Origin of the sequence: Mycolicibacterium chitae (assembly GCF_900637205.1) — a bacterium.
In the GTDB taxonomy this organism is placed as follows: Bacteria; Actinomycetota; Actinomycetes; order Mycobacteriales; family Mycobacteriaceae; genus Mycobacterium; species Mycobacterium chitae.
Genome location: NZ_LR134355.1, coordinates 1,209,409 through 1,225,633 on the forward strand (window position 1 = coordinate 1,209,409; position 16,225 = coordinate 1,225,633).

At 69.2% G+C, this 16,225-nt stretch carries 12 protein-coding genes; 5 read left to right on the plus strand and 7 right to left on the minus strand.

The window, feature by feature from the left end:
- Positions 1-20: 20 nt before the first annotated feature.
- Positions 21-1,184, plus strand: coding sequence for an NAD(P)-dependent malic enzyme (locus tag EL338_RS05895; RefSeq protein ID WP_126336696.1), 1,164 nt, complete (start codon positions 21-23; stop codon positions 1,182-1,184).
- A gap of 55 nt (positions 1,185-1,239) precedes the next feature.
- Complete coding sequence (locus tag EL338_RS05900; protein ID WP_235666384.1) at positions 1,240-2,052, plus strand: glycine betaine ABC transporter substrate-binding protein; 813 nt, start codon at positions 1,240-1,242, stop codon at positions 2,050-2,052.
- 4 nt (positions 2,053-2,056) lie between these two features.
- Here the strand turns inward: EL338_RS05900 and EL338_RS05905 are convergent, their stop codons facing one another.
- Positions 2,057-2,887 carry an SDR family NAD(P)-dependent oxidoreductase gene (locus EL338_RS05905; RefSeq protein ID WP_126332877.1) on the minus strand — a complete coding sequence of 277 codons (831 nt, stop codon included), beginning with the start codon at positions 2,885-2,887 and terminating at the stop codon, positions 2,057-2,059.
- 119 nt (positions 2,888-3,006) lie between these two features.
- On the opposite strand from EL338_RS05905, the gene EL338_RS05910 reads away from it, so the two are divergent.
- Positions 3,007-3,366 carry a DUF732 domain-containing protein gene (locus tag EL338_RS05910; protein WP_126332878.1) on the plus strand — a complete coding sequence of 120 codons (360 nt, stop codon included), beginning with the start codon at positions 3,007-3,009 and terminating at the stop codon, positions 3,364-3,366.
- 147 nt (positions 3,367-3,513) lie between these two features.
- Here the strand turns inward: EL338_RS05910 and EL338_RS05915 are convergent, their stop codons facing one another.
- Both EL338_RS05915 and EL338_RS05920 read right to left on the minus strand, forming a co-directional pair.
- Positions 3,514-7,269, minus strand: a complete 3,756-nt coding sequence (locus tag EL338_RS05915; RefSeq protein ID WP_126332879.1) for a multifunctional oxoglutarate decarboxylase/oxoglutarate dehydrogenase thiamine pyrophosphate-binding subunit/dihydrolipoyllysine-residue succinyltransferase subunit — start codon at positions 7,267-7,269, stop codon at positions 3,514-3,516.
- Positions 7,270-7,465: 196 nt separating this feature from the next.
- Entirely contained in the window at positions 7,466-8,248 is a 783-nt protein-coding gene (locus EL338_RS05920) for a hypothetical protein (protein ID WP_126332880.1), read from the minus strand.
- A 190-nt stretch (positions 8,249-8,438) separates the two neighbouring features.
- Here EL338_RS05920 and EL338_RS05925 point away from each other — a divergent pair, with 190 nt between their 5' ends.
- Both EL338_RS05925 and EL338_RS05930 read left to right on the plus strand, forming a co-directional pair.
- Complete coding sequence (locus EL338_RS05925; protein WP_126332881.1) at positions 8,439-9,641, plus strand: multidrug effflux MFS transporter; 1,203 nt, start codon at positions 8,439-8,441, stop codon at positions 9,639-9,641.
- 278 nt (positions 9,642-9,919) lie between these two features.
- Positions 9,920-12,118 carry an MFS transporter gene (locus EL338_RS05930; RefSeq protein ID WP_126336697.1) on the plus strand — a complete coding sequence of 733 codons (2,199 nt, stop codon included), beginning with the start codon at positions 9,920-9,922 and terminating at the stop codon, positions 12,116-12,118.
- A 7-nt stretch (positions 12,119-12,125) separates the two neighbouring features.
- Here the strand turns inward: EL338_RS05930 and EL338_RS05935 are convergent, their stop codons facing one another.
- From EL338_RS05935 to EL338_RS05950, 4 genes are read right to left on the minus strand one after another with little or no spacing between them, the layout of a single operon-like run.
- Positions 12,126-12,875 (minus strand): ABC transporter ATP-binding protein, encoded by a 750-nt coding sequence (locus EL338_RS05935; RefSeq protein WP_126332882.1) that lies wholly within the window; start codon positions 12,873-12,875, stop codon positions 12,126-12,128.
- On the minus strand, positions 12,851-13,732 hold the full coding sequence (locus EL338_RS05940; protein ID WP_197721917.1) for an ABC transporter permease: 882 nt from the start codon (positions 13,730-13,732) through the stop codon (positions 12,851-12,853). Before EL338_RS05940 ends, EL338_RS05935 begins: the two co-directional genes overlap by 25 nt.
- A 37-nt stretch (positions 13,733-13,769) precedes the next feature.
- Positions 13,770-14,837 carry an ABC transporter substrate-binding protein gene (locus EL338_RS05945; RefSeq protein WP_235666385.1) on the minus strand — a complete coding sequence of 356 codons (1,068 nt, stop codon included), beginning with the start codon at positions 14,835-14,837 and terminating at the stop codon, positions 13,770-13,772.
- Positions 14,838-14,850: 13 nt separating this feature from the next.
- On the minus strand, positions 14,851-16,200 hold the full coding sequence (locus tag EL338_RS05950; RefSeq protein WP_126332884.1) for an LLM class flavin-dependent oxidoreductase: 1,350 nt from the start codon (positions 16,198-16,200) through the stop codon (positions 14,851-14,853).
- Between the last annotated feature and the right edge of the window lie 25 nt (positions 16,201-16,225).

Here is a 16,225-nt window from a genome sequence, read left to right on the forward strand (position 1 = left end):
CTGGCGCAGTGGCCGAATCGGTGAGTGCATCACATCTGGTGATCGCGGACGAAGATATTTTCGAAGCCCATGCGGGCGGCAAACTGTCGGTGGAGCTGAAGTCGCCGCTGGACACCCAGCGGGCCCTGTCCATCGCCTACACCCCCGGGGTGGCGAAGGTCAGCCGCGCCATCGCGGCCGACGCCACGCTGGCCAAGCGGTACACCTGGGCCAATCGGCTGGTGGCCGTCGTCAGCGACGGCACCGCGGTGCTCGGTCTCGGCGACATCGGACCGTCGGCGTCGCTGCCGGTGATGGAGGGCAAGAGCGCGCTGTTCAAGACGTTCGCGGGCCTGGATTCCATCCCGATCGTCCTGGACACCAAGGATCCCGACGAGATCGTCGAGACCCTGATCCGGCTGCGACCGACCTTCGGCGCGGTCAACCTCGAGGACATCTCCGCCCCGCGCTGTTTCGAGATCGAACGCCGGGTCGTCGAGGCGCTGGACTGCCCCGTCATGCACGACGACCAGCACGGCACCGCCATCGTGGTGCTCGCGGCGCTGCTGGGCGCGTCCAAGGTGGTCGGCCGCGAGATGAGCTCGCTGCGCGTGGTGGTCTCCGGTGCGGGCGCGGCCGGTGTGGCCTGCGCCAACATCCTCATGGCCAGCGGCGTCTCCGACGTCACGGTGCTGGACTCCAAGGGCATCGTGCACACCGAGCGCGAGGACCTCAACAGCTTCAAGGCTGAACTGGCCCAGCGCACCAACCCGCTCAAGCGCACCGGCGGCCTGGCCGAGGCGCTCGACGGCGCCGACGTGTTCCTCGGTGTCTCCGCGGGCGTGGTGCCCGAGGACATCATCGCGACGATGGCGCCCGACTGCATCGTGTTCGCGCTGTCGAACCCGGACCCGGAGATTCACCCCGACGTCGCGCACAAGTACGCCGCCGTCGTCGCCACCGGGCGCAGCGACTTCCCGAACCAGATCAACAACGTGCTGGCCTTCCCCGGCGTGTTCCGCGGGGCCCTGGACGCCGGCGCGCGGCGCATCACCGAGCGGATGAAGGTGGCCGCGGCCGAGGCCATCCACGGCGTGATCCTCGACGATCTCGAGGCCGAGCACATCGTGCCGAGCCCCCTGGACCCGCGGGTGTGCCCCGCGGTGGCCGAGGCCGTCGGCGCGGCGGTCGAAGAGGAGGATTAGCCCCCTGCCTGGCGTCCTGACCGGCACCCGCCGCGCGCTGCTGTGCGCTCTGCTCGTGGTGCTGGTCGCCGCCGGCTGCGGTCAGCGGCCCGACGACGGCCCCGTCCTGGGCGTCGGCGCCCAGCCGGATCCCGAGTCGGTGCTGCTGGCCAACCTCTACGCGGCCGCGCTGCGCTACTACGGCACCCCGGCCGAGGTGGTCGAGCTGACCGACCCGCTGGCCGGGCTCGACTCCGGCGAGGTGACCGTGGTTCCCGGCTACACCGGACGGCTGCTGCGCACGTTCGCCCCCGGCATCCGGGCCACCGGCGACGAACAGGTCTACAAGTCGATGGTGGGGGTGCTGCCCGAGGGGGTGAGCGCCGGCGATTACGCCACGGCCGCCGAGGACAAGCCGGCCGTCGCGATCACCGAGGCGACCGCCGCGAAGTGGGACGGCCGCGATCTGCCCGCCCTGGTCGAGCACTGCGCGCAGCTGCGTCCCGGGGCGCTGCGGGGCGTGGTGCCGCCGACTGCCGTCGGCAAGTGCGAGCTGCCGAACTCACGTGAATTCGCTGACGATGCAGCGCTTTTCGAGGCGTTGCGCGACGACCGGATCAACCTGGCCTGGACCACGACGGCCGATCCCGACGCGCCGGACGACGTGGTGGTGCTGACCGACCGCAAACCCACGCTGATCCGCGGGCAGAACGTCGTGCCGCTGTACCGGCGCAACGAGCTGACCGCGCGCCAGGTGCTGGCCATCAACGAGGTCGCCGGCGTGCTCGACACCGCGGCGCTCAAGCAGATGCGGCAACGGGTGGCCGACGGGGCGGACCCGCGCAGCGTCGCCGACGAATGGTTGGCGGAGAACCCACTGGGCCGATAGCGGGTCAGCGCACCCCGCGCACCAGCCACCCCATCACCGTCGAGAACACCCGCTGGTAGCCCGAACCGGTGATGCGCACGATGACGTCAAGGATCTTGGCGTCCGCGCCCACCAGCACCCGGGCCCGCTTCTTACGCACGGACTCGAGGATGATCCTCGCGGCGCGCTCGGGGGTGGTGCGGGCCAGCTTGCGGTCGAACTCCTTGGCCAACTGCTCGACGTCGAGGCCCTCGGCGGCGGTGGCGTTGCGCGCGATGGCGGTCTTGATGCCGCCGGGGTGCACCGTGGTGACCGAGACGTAGGGGTGCTTGGTGAGCATCTCCTGGCGCAGCGACTCGGTGAAGCCGCGCACGGCGAACTTCGCCGCGTTGTAGGCGGCCTGCCCGGGGACCGAGAAGATGCCGAACAGGCTCGAGACGTTGACGACGTGCCCGTCGCCCGACTCGATCAGGTGCGGCAGGAACGCCTTGGTGCCGTTGACGACGCCCCAATAGTCGACGTCCATCACCCGCTCGATGTCCTTGAACGAGCTCACCTCGACGTCACCGGAGTAGGCGATGCCGGCGTTGTTGTACACCTGGTTGACCTTGCCGAAGTGTTCCTTAACCTCGTCGGCGTAGAGCAGGAACGCCTCGCGCTCGGTGACGTCGAGTCGGTCGGCCTTCACCGGGGCGCCGATGGCCTTGAGCTCGGCCTCGGTCTTGGCCAGGCCCTCGGTGTCGACGTCGCTGATGGCCAGCTTCGCCCCGGAGCGACCCAGTTCGAGCGCGAGTGCCTGGCCGATGCCCGACCCCGCCCCCGTGACCACGCAGACCTTTCCGGCGAAACCCTCCATGTGCGCGCTCCTCGCTGTTCGACTCGTGAGGTGTCAGGCTAACCGATACCGCCGGTACCGGTATGGGTGGGGCGGCAGGGTTGGGTAACACGCCGCGACCCGCCTACGATTTGTCCATCATGAAGTATTCCCGGATGGCGGTGGTCGGCTCGATCGCACTCGCAGTGGGCCTGGCCGTTGCCCCGCCCGCCCAGGCGGACACCGAGACCGACGTGTTCCTGAACTCCCTGGCCGACGCCGGCATCACCGGCCTCGACCCCGCGACCGCCGCCGACGTGGGCCACCAGGTATGCCCCATGCTCGCCGAACCCGGCCAGCAGATGGCCGACGTGGCCGGCCGCGTCTCCGAGTCCATCGGTCGGCCGCTGGGGCCGGCCACCATGTTCACCGGCCTGGCCATCACGCTGTTCTGCCCCGGTGCGGTCGCGGCGGTCGCCAACGGCGAGTCACCCATCCCGCTGGGCCTGTTCGGCTTCTGATCCCGCGCCAGCGGCGAGCGGCCGCTGAGGTAGAAAACCACGCGGTGTGGATGTACCTCAGCGGCCGCTCGCGCTAGGAGAAATCAGGCAAGCTCAGGCGAACGCTTCGCGCCGGTGGAATTCTCCTCGACGTTCGCCTTCGCAAGCTCAGGCGAACGCTTCGTCGATGATCTCCTGCTGTTCGACCGCGTGCACCTTCGACGAGCCCGACGACGGCGCCGACATCGCGCGCCGGGAGATCCGCTTGATCCCGGTCAGCTTGTCCGGCAACAACTCCGGCAGCGACAGCCCGAACGTCGGCCACGCACCCTGGTTGGCCGGCTCCTCCTGGACCCAGAAGAACTCCGCCGCGTTCGGGTAGCGCTCCAGCGTCGCGGGTAGCCGGCGGCTCGGCAGCGGGTAGAGCTGCTCGATCCGCACGATCGCGACGTCCTCGCGGTTGTCCTTGTTCTTGCGGGCCACCAGCTCGTAGTACAGCTTGCCGCTGGTCAGCAGGATGCGCTTGACCTTGCTGCGGTCGCCCACGCCGTCCTCGTAGGTCGGCTCCTCGAGCACCGAGCGGAACTTCGCCTCGGTGAAGTCCTTGAGGTCGCTGACGGCGGCCTTGTTGCGCAGCATGGACTTCGGCGTGAAGACCACCAGTGGCCGGTGGATGCCGTCGTAGACGTGCCGGCGCAGCAGGTGGAAGTAGTTGGCCGGGGTCGACGGCATCGCCACGGTCATCGAACCCTCGGCGCACAGCTGCAGGAACCGCTCGATGCGGCCCGAGGTGTGGTCGGGGCCCTGGCCCTCGTGGCCGTGCGGCAGCAGCAGCACCACCTCGGAGAGCTGACCCCACTTGGCCTCACCGGAGCTGATGAACTCGTCGATCACCGACTGCGCGCCGTTGACGAAGTCGCCGAACTGCGCCTCCCACAGCACCAGCGCCTGCGGGTTGCCCACCGAGTAGCCGTACTCGAAGCCGACGGCGGCGAACTCCGACAGCGCCGAGTCGTACACCAGGAACTTGCCGCCGGTCGGTGTGCCGTCCTCGTTGGTGGCCAGCAACTGCAGCGGGGTGAACTCCTCGCCGGTCTTCCGGTCGATGATCACCGAATGGCGCTGGGTGAACGTGCCGCGCCGGGAGTCCTGCCCGGACAGCCGGATCAACTTGCCTTCGGCCACCAGCGATCCCAGCGCCAGCAGCTCGCCGAAGGCCCAGTCGACCTTGCCCTCGTAGGCCATCTCCCGGCGCTTCTCCAGCACCGGCTTGACGCGCGGGTGCACCGTGAAGCCGTCGGGGATGGCCAGGTGGGCGTCGCCGATGCGGGCCAGCATCGACTTGTCGACGGAGGTGTCCACGCCGCGGTTGAGTTCCTGTTCGGACTCCACCGACTCGCTGGGTTCGATGGGGTGCTTCTCGAGTTCGCGCACCTCGTTGAAGACCCGCTCGAGCTGCCCCTGGTAGTCGCGCAGCGCGTCCTCGGCCTCCTTCATCGAGATGTCGCCGCGGCCGATCAGCGCCTCCGTGTAGGACTTGCGGACGCCGCGCTTGCGGTCGATCACGTCGTACATCGCCGGCTGCGTCATCGACGGGTCGTCGCCCTCGTTGTGGCCCCGTCGCCGGTAACACAACATGTCGATGACGACGTCCTTCTTGAACTTCTGCCGGAAGTCGACGGCCAGCTTGGCCACCCAGACGCACGCCTCCGGATCGTCGCCGTTGACGTGGAAGATCGGGGCGCCGATCATCTTCGCGACGTCGGTGCAGTACTCCGAGGAGCGGGAGTACTCCGGGGAGGTGGTGAAGCCGACCTGGTTGTTGACGATCATGTGGATGGTCCCGCCGACACGGTACCCGCGCAGCAGCGCCAGGTTCAGCGTCTCGGCCACCACGCCCTGACCGGCGAACGCGGCGTCGCCGTGCAGCATCAGCGGCACCACCGAGAAACCGTCGTCGCCGTCGCCCCTGTCCAGCAGGTCCTGCTTGGCGCGCACCAGACCCTCGAGCACGGGGTCGACGGCCTCGAGGTGGCTGGGGTTGGCGGTCAACGACACCTCGATGTCGTTGTCGCCGAACATCTGGATGTAGGTGCCCGAGGCGCCCAGGTGGTACTTGACGTCACCGGAGCCGTGCGCCTGCGACGGGTTCAGGTTGCCCTCGAACTCGGTGAAGATCTGCGCGTACGGCTTGCCGACGATGTTGGCGAGCACGTTGAGGCGACCGCGGTGCGGCATGCCGATGACCACCTCGTTGAGGCCGTGCTCGGCGCACTGGTCGATGGCCGCGTCCATCATCGGGATGATGGTTTCCGCGCCCTCCAGCGAGAAACGCTTCTGCCCAACGTATTTGGTCTGCAGGAAGGTCTCGAAGGCCTCGGCGGCGTTGAGCCGGCTCAGGATGTACTTCTGCTGGGCGACGGTCGGCTTCTCGTGCTTGATCTCGACGCGTTCCTGCAGCCACTGCTGCTGTTCGGGCTCGAGGATGTGGGTGTACTCCACGCCGATGTGCCGACAGTAGGCGTCGCGCAGCACCGACAGGATGTCGCGCAGCTTCTTGTACTCGCTGCCGGTGAACCCGTCGACCTTGAACTCGCGGTCCAGATCCCACAGCGTCAGCCCGTGGGTCACCACATCGAGGTCGGGGTGGCTGCGGAAGCGCGAATTGTCCAGCCGCAGTGGGTCGATGTCGGCCATAAGGTGGCCGCGGTTGCGGTAGGCCGCGATCAGCTCGATGACGCGCGCGTTCTTGTCGGTCACCGAGTCCGGGTTGTCGGTGCGCCAGCGGACCGGCTCGTAGGGGATGCCGAGTTCGAGGAAGATCTCGTCGTAGAAATCGTCGTCGAGCAGCAGTTGGTGGATGGTCCGCAGGAAGTCGCCGGACTCTGCGCCCTGGATGACGCGGTGGTCGTAGGTCGACGTCAAGGTGATCAGCTTGCCGATGCCCAGCTCGGCGATGCGTTCCTCGCTGGCGCCCTGGAACTCGGCCGGGTACTCCATGGCGCCGACACCGATGATCGTGCCCTGACCGGCCATCAGCCGCGGCACCGAGTGCACCGTGCCGATGGTGCCGGGGTTGGTCAGCGAGATGGTGACGCCGGAGAAATCGTCGGCGGTCAGCTTGCCGTCGCGGGCGCGGCGCACGATGTCCTCGTAGGCCGCGATGAACTGCCCGAAGCCCATGGTCTCGCAGTTCTTGATGGCCGCGACCACCAGCGTGCGCTTGTCACCGGACTGCAGGTCGATCGCCAGGCCCAGGTTCGTATGGGCCGGGGTGACCACATTCGGCTTCCCGTCGATCTCGGCGAAGTGCCGGTTCATGTTCGGGAAGCTCTTGACCGCCTGCACCAGCGCGTAGCCCAGCAGGTGGGTGAAGCTGATCTTGCCGCCGCGGGTGCGCTTGAGGTGGTTGTTGGCGACGATGCGGTTGTCGATCATCACCTTGGCCGGGATGGCCCGCACGCTGGTGGCGGTGGGCACCTCCAGCGAGGTGTTCATGTTCTTGACGACGGCCGCGGCCGCGCCGCGCAGCACCTGGGTCTCGTCCTCGGCGGCCTCGGCGGTCTTCGCGGCCGGCTTGGCGGGCTTGGCCGTGGACTTGGACTTGCTCTTGGCCGGGGCGGGCTCCTTGGCGGGGGCCTTGTCGGTCTTGGCCGGCGCGGAACTCTTGGTCTGGCTGTTGGACTGCTGCTTGGCCGGCGGCGCGGGCGCGGGCTCGGGCGGCGCGGTCGGAGCGGGGGCCGCGGCCTTGCCGTTGCCGGTCGACGACGCCTCGGCCGCCTCGGCCTGCACGGGTTCCGGGTTGTAGTCGACGAGGAATTCGTGCCAGCTCGGGTCGACCGAGGAGGGATCGTCGCGGAACTTGCGATACATCTCCTCGACCAGCCATTCATTCTGGCCGAATGGTGAACTTGTGCTGCTCACAGCGGCTACTCGCCTCAATTCATCTCGTGATCTCTGGTTGGTTCTCCACCGGCAGGCACCGCGCCGCGCCCGTCGGCGTGTTCGGCGTCACGTCCCCGGCCCCGATCCGAGATGTTTCGCCGAAAACAAGGCTAGCCCCTGTGAGCCGGGTCGGGCCACGCAAGCAGGGCAAATCGCGAATTCCTCACACGGGTCGTCAGGACGACAGGGCGTCGGGGGCCGGATCGGCGTCGACCTCGAGGGGCGGCAGCACCCGCAGCGCACCCGGCCACTGGGTGGGCGCGGGCCCGAAGGCGTTGCGTGCGTTCTTGACGATGCGCTTACCCATCAACCGGTTGCCGATCGCGCCGATGAGAGCGCCGATGCCGACCGGCAGCAGCTTGCCGAACATCAGGGCGCCGCGCTTGACCGTGTACTTCTTCACGAAGTACTTCATCAGCTTGGTGTTCACCTGGGAGAGCGCCGGCAGCGGCACGGTCGCCGCGCCCTCGCCCAGCCAGGCCCCGTTGGTGCGGCCCGGTCCGAGCAGCCGTCCGACGGCGTTCTTGCCGTCGTCGCCGGCCAGCGCGCCGAGCACCAGCGTCCGGCGACGCTCCTTGTCGGTCGCCGAGACGCCGTGCACCTCGGCGACCGAGAGCACGAACACCGCGGTGGTCTCCAGGAACAGCGCGGTCTCACCGGCGATCAGCGACAGCGCCAGCAGGGTGCCCACGCCCGGGACCAGCGCCGCCGACCCGACGGCGGCGCCGCTGGCCATGACCGCGGCCAGGTAGTGCTTCTCGAGCTTGGCGATGATCTCTTCGGGAGTGGCATCCGGCGACTTGTCGCGCAACCGACCCACGTAGGCGCGGATGGCCGGGGCCTGCAGCCGCGAGCCGGTCTCGATCACCCGGGACAGCACATGGGCCGCGGCGCCGGGATCCTCGGGTTCGGTGGTGGCGGGCAAGTTCTCCGGGTTGCGCTTCTTACGACCGAACACGGGTGCCTCCTCGCCGGGACTGCCTCGCTTCAGGCTAACCGCTGAAACGTAATGTCCAACGAATGCCGATGTGGGTGCGGTGCCGGGAAGTGAGAACGGTCACGGTTTTGCGCAACGGGAAGAAAACCGGTTCGTGCGCGCGCTGCTGACGTTCATGGTGTCTGCGCCCTCAAGGCCGAGTCGCGTTCGCATGATCCTCGTCCTGGGTGCACTGATCGCCCTGGGGCCGCTGACCATAGATATGTATCTGCCGGCGCTGCCGCGCATCGCCGAGGAGTTGGACGTCACCTCGTCGGTGATCCAGTTGACGTTGACCGGCACGCTGGCGGGGCTGGCGCTGGGCCAGCTGATCGTGGGCCCGCTGTCGGACTCGCTGGGTCGTCGCCGGCCGCTGATCGCCGGGGTGGTGCTGCACATGGTCGCCTCGCTGCTGTGCATGTTCGCCCCGAGCATCACCGCCTTGGGCATCGCCCGCGGGTTGCAGGGCATGGGTGCGGCCGCCGCGGCGGTCGTCGCCGTGGCCGTGGTGGGGGATCTCTTCACCGGGTCGACGGCGGCCGCCGTGCTGTCCCGGTTGATGTTGGTGCTCGGGGTCGCGCCGGTGCTGGCGCCGTCGTTGGGGGCCGTCGTGCTGCTCGAGGCGTCGTGGCGCTGGATCTTCGGCGCACTGGTGCTGATGGCCGCAGGGCTCCTTCTGATCGCGGCGTTCGCGTTGCCCGAGACGCTGCCCGCCGCCCATCGCCGCCCGCTGCAGATCCGCGGCATCGCCAGTACCTACGGCCAACTGCTGCGCGACGCGCGGTTCATAGCGCTGGTGCTGGTGGGCGCGTTGGCGATGGCCGGGTTGTTCGCCTACATCGCGGGCGCGGCCTTCGTGCTCCAAGAGCACTACGGCCTCAATCAGCAGGTGTTCGCGGTGGTGTTCGGCGCCGGCGCGGTGGCGCTGATCGCGGCCACCCAGTTCAACGTGGTGTTGCTCAACCGGTTCACCCCGCAGCGCATCGTCGTCTGCGCGTTGGCGGTGGCGACCCTGGCCGGCCTCGTGTTCGTCGCGGTCACCCTGACCCGGTTCGGCGGCGTGGTCGGATTCCTGGTGCCGGCCTGGACCGTGTTGGCCTCGATGGGCTTCGTCATGCCCAACGCGCCGGCGCTGGCGCTGTCGCGGCATCCCGAGGCGGCCGGCACCGCCGCGGCCCTGCTGGGTTCGGCACAGTTCGGCCTCGGCGCGGTGATCGCTCCGGTGGTCGGTCTGCTGGGCAACGACGAGCGCGCCCTCGCCTTGGTGATGACGGTCAGCGCGAGCCTGGCCCTGATCCTGATGTTGGTGGTCCGTCCGCAGCCCCAGCCCGTCGTGGCGAGCCCCGCGGTCGAGGCGGTGCCCGAACGCGCGTGACCCGCAGTGACGGGTTGTGACGGGGCGGCCGAGTCCGTACCGTCGCGCGAATTGTCCGGACCGGTCCGTACGGTGGGGATCCGGACGCCAGTGGCTACCATGCGTATGGCCGGGACCACCCCGAGATGTTCCCCCGACGGCGTTGGAACCTGCCGACCACACGGTCGGCGCGGTGGCACGGCGACGCGCGGACAACGGAACGTGAGGTGACGTCTGTGACGCCTCAGCAGAAGACGGTCGTCGACACGGTGCGCAGCCCGTGGCACGCCCTGTGGGCGATGATGATCGGCTTCTTCATGATCCTCGTCGATTCGACGATCGTGGCGGTCGCCAATCCGAGCATCATGGAGCAGCTGCACACCGACTACGACGGGGTCATCTGGGTCACCAGCGCCTACCTGCTGGCCTACGCCGTGCCGCTGTTGGTGGCCGGCCGGCTCGGCGACCAGTTCGGGCCGAAGAATTTGTACCTGCTGGGTCTGGGCATCTTCACCGCGGCCTCGCTGTGGTGCGGCCTGTCGGGGTCGGTCGAGATGCTGATCGCGGCGCGCGTGGTGCAGGGCATCGGCGCGGCGCTGCTGACCCCGCAGACGCTGACCACGATCACCCGGATCTTCCCGTCGGATCACCGCGGCACGGCGATGGGCGTGTGGGGCGCGACGGCGGGGTTGGCGACGCTGGCGGGGCCCCTGGTCGGCGGGGTGCTGTTGGATCATCTGGGCTGGGAGTGGATCTTCTTCGTCAACGTGCCGATCGGCATCGTCGGCCTGGCGCTGGCGGTGTGGCTGGTCCCCGTGCTGCCGACGAACAAGCACCGCTTCGATTGGCTCGGGGTGGCGCTGTCGGGCGCGGCGATGTTCCTGGTGGTCTTCGGCCTGCAGGAGGGCGAATCCCACAACTGGTCGGGCTGGATCTGGGTGATGATCCTCGCCGGTCTCGGCCTGATGGCGGGCTTCGTCTACTGGCAGGCGGTCAACCAGGCCGAACCGCTGATCCCGCTGCGGATCTTCACCGACCGCGACTTCAGCCTGTCCAGCGTCGGCGTGGCGATCATCGGCTTCGCCGTGACCGCGATGATCGTGCCGGTCATGTTCTACCTGCAGGTGGTGTGCGGGTTGACGCCGACGCGCTCGGCCCTGCTGATGGCGCCGATGGCGCTGGTGTCGGGTCTGCTGGCGCCGGTGGTCGGCCGCCTCGTCGACCGGGCCCATCCGACGCCGATCATCGGTTTCGGCTTCTCCGTGCTGGCGATCGCGATGACCTGGCTGTCGGTCGAGATGACGCCGACGACGGCGAACTTGCGGCTGGTGGTCCCGTTCATCGTGATGGGGATCGGGATGGCGTGCATCTGGTCGCCGTTGGCGGCCACCGCGACGCGAAACCTGTCCCCGGAGTTGGCCGGTGCGGGCTCCGGGGTCTACAACACGACCCGCCAGGTGGGTTCGGTGCTGGGCAGCGCGGGCATCGCCGCGTTCATGACGTGGCGGATCGGCGCGGAGATGCCGGCGGGATCGGCCGAGGCGCCCACGGGCGAGGGCGCGGTCCTGACGCTGCCCGAGTTCCTGCACGCGCCGTTCTCGGCCGCGCTGAGCCAGGCCATGCTGCTGCCGTCGTTCATCGCGCTGTTCGGCGTGGTGGCCGCGATGTTCCTGCTCGGCGCCCTGCGCTCGGCGCGCGAACCCGAACCGCGGCTCGACGGTTCCGAGCGGCGCACCGAGGTGCTGCCGGTCGTGACCGACCTTTCCGCCCCGGCCGGCCTCGCGCAGTACGAGGACCACGGGCAGGTCCACGCGCAGTACGACGACCACGAGTACGACGAGTACGACACCGACTATGACGACGACGATGATTACGTCGAGTTCACCGTCCCCCGCGAGCCCGCAACAGCGGCCGTCGACGACTACGCCAAGGACGACTACGCCGACGATGACCATGACTATGCCGATGACAGCGACACCGAACCGTTGAGCACCCGGGTGGGACACCCGGCGCCGGCCCCGGCGGAGGCGTGGCACAGCGCCCCGGTGCAGTCCTGGCATTCGCTGCTGGCCCCCGAGGTCGAACAGGCGGCCGACCCCGACGGCGCCCCCGACAATCCCGCCGAGGCGCAGCCGATCGGGTTCGCGCACAACGGGTTCCACGTCGACGACGAGGAGCGGTTCCAGCCGCTGCCGCCGCCGTCGACGGTCACGGCCCGCCGCGACGACGCGGAGTCGCACGGCCACACGTTCCAGCAACTCGCCGAGCACATCGACAGCCTCTCGGACAGCTTCGCGGACCTGTTCGAGGACGGTCAGGCGTCCTGGTCGGCCTTCGAGGTACCCGAGGATCGTCCGCGGCGGCACCGCTATCGCGAGGACAGCGTGTTCGACGCGTTCGGCGACCCCGGCGAGCATGCCAACGGGCACCGGCGGGCCCGGCACTATCGCGAGGACCCCGACGACGGGGAGTCCTACGGCCGGCACTCGCGGCCGTAGCCTCGGCTCAGGCGGCCTTGACGCCGAGGGCCCCCAGCAGCGCCTCACGGTGGGCCACGAACTGCGGATTGTGGTAATTGCGGGCGCTGTCGGCGGGAAACTCGAGCCGACGGTCGGCGACGAAACGGCCCCGGTCGAGCACCAGCACCCGGCCGGCCAGCGTCACGGCCTCGTCGACGTCGTGGGTCACCAGCAGCACGCCGGGCCGGTACTTGGCGCACAGGTCCTCGAGCAGGCCGTGCATCCGGATCCGCGTGAGCGCGTCCAGCGCGCCGAACGGTTCGTCGGCCAACAGCAGCGCGGGGTTGCGCACCAGCGACCGGGCCAGCGCGACGCGCTGTTGTTCACCGCCGGAAAGCTCGTACGGCCAGGCCTGTTCGCGGCCGGGCAGTCCGACGTCGGCGAGCACCGCGGCGCCGCGCGCGACGACGTCGCGTCCGGACAGGCCCAGCGTCACGTTGTCGAGGACCCGGGCCCACGGCAGCAGCCGGGAGTCCTGGAACACCACGGACACGTTGCGCGAGACGAACAGGTCGCCGTCGCCGGCCACGCCGTGATCGAGACCGGCCAGCGCCCGCAGCAGGGTGCTCTTGCCGGATCCGCTGCGGCCCAACAGCGCAACGAACTCGCCTTGGTGGATGGTCAGGTGCACGGCGTCGAGGACCGTGGCGCCGCCGAAGGACCGGCTCAGCCCGCGCACCACCGCGACGGCCGGGGTCTCGTCGGCCTCGGTCAGTTGCCCAGGGCGCGTCGCCACGACAGCGCTCTCCTCTCGATCGAGCGCACCGCGTAGTCCCCGGCGAGCCCGAAGACCGCGTACACCAGCAGGCCGACCACCACGATGTCGAGCTGGCCGTACAGCCGCGCCTGGGTCATCAGGAAGCCGATCCCGCTGGTGGCGTTGACCTGCTCGACGACCACCAGGGCGGTCCACGAAATCGTCACGGCCAGACGCAGTCCGGTGAAAAACCCGGGCAGCGCGCCCGGGATGGCGACCTTGCGGATGAACTGCGCCCGGGACAGCCCGACCGTCTCGGCCAACTCGACGTGGCGCAGGTCCACGCCCTTCAGTTGCGCGGTGGTGTTGATGTACACCGGGATCAGCACGCTGGTGGCGATGATGATGATTTTCATGGTGTCGCCGATGCCGAACCAGATGATCGCCAGCGGGATGATGGCCAGCGTTGGCACCGCGCGCTTGACCTGGACCGGCCCGTCGACGATGGCCTCGCCGATGCGGCTCAGCCCCGAGATCAGCGCGAGCGCCAGACCCAGGGCCGCCCCGATGAACAGCGAGATCGCGGCCAGCTTCAGCGAGGACAGGATGTTGGCCGGCAGTCGGCCGTCCACCCACATCTGCTGGACCGTGCGGGCGATGTCCAGCGGATGCGGCAGCGTGTCCGGGTCGAGAATGCCCAACTGCGAGGTGACGAGCCACAGGACCACCAGCAGCACCGGTCCCACCGCCAGCGAGGCCGGGATGGCTTTGCCCGGTCCCAGTCGTCGGCGACGCTGCGTACCCGATCGGTGTTCGAGGTGTGGGTAGTCGGGCGATGGGTCGGCGTGCTGGGCGGTCAGGTTGTCGTCGGCGGTGAGGGTGGGGGTAGTGCTCATGGTCCTGGTCATGGTCTACGCACCGTTCGGTCGGGGACTATTGGGCGGCGGTCTCGGTCGGCGACTCCGCGGTTAGGTCGGCGAACCGGAAGTCGAACTCGTCGCGGGCGTCGAGGTCCTTGCCACCGAACGCGCCGGCGCCCTGCAGCAGGTCGATGGTCTCCTGCTGGATCGCGATCACCTCGTCGGTGAAGCCGGGCACCGAGGCGGATCCGTCGGCCTCGGCGATCACCTTCGCATCCTCGGGGGTGACGTTCTGGTCCTTGATCAGGTACTCGCGGATCCAGGTGTCCTGGTTCTCGTTGTGCCACTGTTCGGCGCGGTACCAGGCGATGACGAACTCGCGAATCGCCGCGGCCTGCGCCGGATCCGAGAGCGCCTCGGTGCTGGCGTAGACGTAGTTCAGGCCGGGGTAGGCGCCGGGGGCGTTGGGGACCTCGATGCTGCCCTCGCCCTCGGTGGAGGCCAGGTAGCGCGCCCGGTCCGGCTGTTTGAGGACCGCGGCGTTGATCTGCTCGGCGCGCAGTCCGTCGGCGAATTCGGCCAGCGCCAGGTTGATCGGCTCGACGTCGTCGATGTCGAGGCCGACGGATTTGAGGTTGCGCAGGAAGATGGCCTGCTGCGCGGTGCCCTCGTTGATCGCGATCCGTTTTCCCGCAAGGTCTTTCAGGCTCTTGATGCCCGACTCCGGTGAGGTCGCGATCAGCGATCCGGTCCCGTCGAAGCGGACTGCGCCGACAATGGGGACGTCGGCCTCGGAGTAGTGCGCGAGGATCGGCGGGACGTCGCCGACCCGGCCGAGTTGGGCGTTGCCCGACCGGATCGCCTCCAGGCGCAGCGGACCGCTGCTGAAGTTGGCGTAGGTCACCTCGGCGGTCAGCCGGTCCTGTTCACCGGACAGCGCGAACAGGGTCTTGAGCCGGTTGGCGTCGTCGGCCACCACCAGGGTGGTGCCGGCCGGCACGGCCACGGGCAGCGGCGCGTCGGCGGCCAGCCGGTCCTCGGGTGCCACCTCGGTATCGGCCGATCCGCAGGAGGTCAGCGCGCCGACGGCGAGCACCGCGACGGCGGTGAGGCGGGCCATGGGGGCGAGACGGTTGTGCACGTTCTTCTCCCAGCTAGCATGCGGCCGAGACGGCCGTCTCGGCGCTGTTTCGGTTGACGGGTCGCTCGAGGCCGAGGTGTTCACGCAGCGTGCTGCCGGTGTACTCGGTGCGGAACAGGCCGCGGCGCTGCAGTTCCGGCACGACGTGGTCGACGAAGGCGGCCAGTGAGGACGGCAGCGCAGGCGGGATCAGGTTGAACCCGTCGGCGCCCCCGCTGGTGAACCACTCCTCGATGGTGTCGGCGACCTGCTCGGGGGTGCCGGCGAAGACGCGGTGGCCGCGCCCGCCGCTCAGGCGCAGCAACAGCTCACGGACGGTGAGGTTTTCGGCCACCGCGAGCCGGCGCACCAGGGCGAAGCGGCTCTTCATGTGGGTGGCGGCGTCGTCCTCGGGGCCGAAGCTCAGCCGGCGGTCGAGGTCGTCCTTGGTCACCGCGTAACCGACGACGCGGCTGAGCTGTTCCAGGCCGTAGTCGACGACGGTGAGTTCCTCGAGTTGCCGCTTGCGTTGCTGTGCTTCGGCTTCCGTGCCGCCGATGATCGTCGACAGACCGGGCAGGATGAGCACCTGGTCCGGGTTGCGGCCGTACTTGCGCACTCGCGCCTTGACGTCGGTGTAGAAGTCCTGCGCCTCGCCGAGGGTGGGCTGGGCGGTGAAGATGGCCTCGGCGTACTTGGCCGCCAGGTCCTTGCCGGGTTCCGAGGATCCGGCCTGGAACAGCACCGGGTGTCCCTGCGGCGAACGCGGCACCTCCAGCGGGCCGGCCACGGTGAAATGCTCCCCGTCGTGGTTGATGGCGTGGATCTTCGCCGGGTCCACGAACCGCGGGGCGTCCTTGTCGCCCACGATGGCGTCGTCCTCCCAGCTGTCCCACAGCCGCAGCGTGACGTCGAGGAACTCGTCGGCGCGGCGGTAGCGGTGCGTGGGATCCGGATGGTCGGGGAAGCCGAAGTTGGCCGCGGCGCTCTGGTTGGCGGTGGTCACCACGTTCCAGCCGGCCCGGCCCTTGCTCACGTGGTCGAGGGTGGCGAAGCGGCGGGCCAGGCTGTACGGGTCGTTGTAGGTGGTCGAGGAGGTCGCGATGAGCCCGATCTGGCTGGTGGCCGCCGACAGCGCGGTCACCAGGGTGACCGGGTCGAGCGCGTCGAACGGGCGGAACTCGGTCTGGCCCTTGAGGACCGGGTGGTCGGCGAAGAAGATCGCGTCGAGTTTCCCGCGTTCGGCGATGCGGGCGAGTTCGACGTAGTGGTCGATGTCGGTGATGGCCGACACCCGGGTCTCGGGCAGCCGCCACGCGGCCTCGTGCTGACCGATGTTGCGCAGGAACGCATTCAGATGAAGTTGTCTCGCGGGCGCTGCCATCAGACGGGAGCTCCTCTGATCGATG

Excerpts from the sequence above, each read along its gene's own strand:
- EL338_RS05905 (WP_126332877.1), bottom strand. The coding sequence starts at position 2,887 with ATGGAGGGTTTCGCCGGAAAGGTCTGCGTGGTCACGGGGGCGGGGTCG.
- EL338_RS05930 (WP_126336697.1), top strand. The coding sequence starts at position 9,920 with ATGATGATCGGCTTCTTCATGATCCTCGTCGATTCGACGATCGTGGCG.
- EL338_RS05950 (WP_126332884.1), bottom strand. The coding sequence starts at position 16,200 with ATGGCAGCGCCCGCGAGACAACTTCATCTGAATGCGTTCCTGCGCAAC.
- EL338_RS05940 (WP_197721917.1), bottom strand. The coding sequence starts at position 13,732 with ATGAGCACTACCCCCACCCTCACCGCCGACGACAACCTGACCGCCCAG.
- EL338_RS05925 (WP_126332881.1), top strand. The coding sequence starts at position 8,439 with ATGATCCTCGTCCTGGGTGCACTGATCGCCCTGGGGCCGCTGACCATA.
- EL338_RS05910 (WP_126332878.1), top strand. The coding sequence starts at position 3,007 with ATGAAGTATTCCCGGATGGCGGTGGTCGGCTCGATCGCACTCGCAGTG.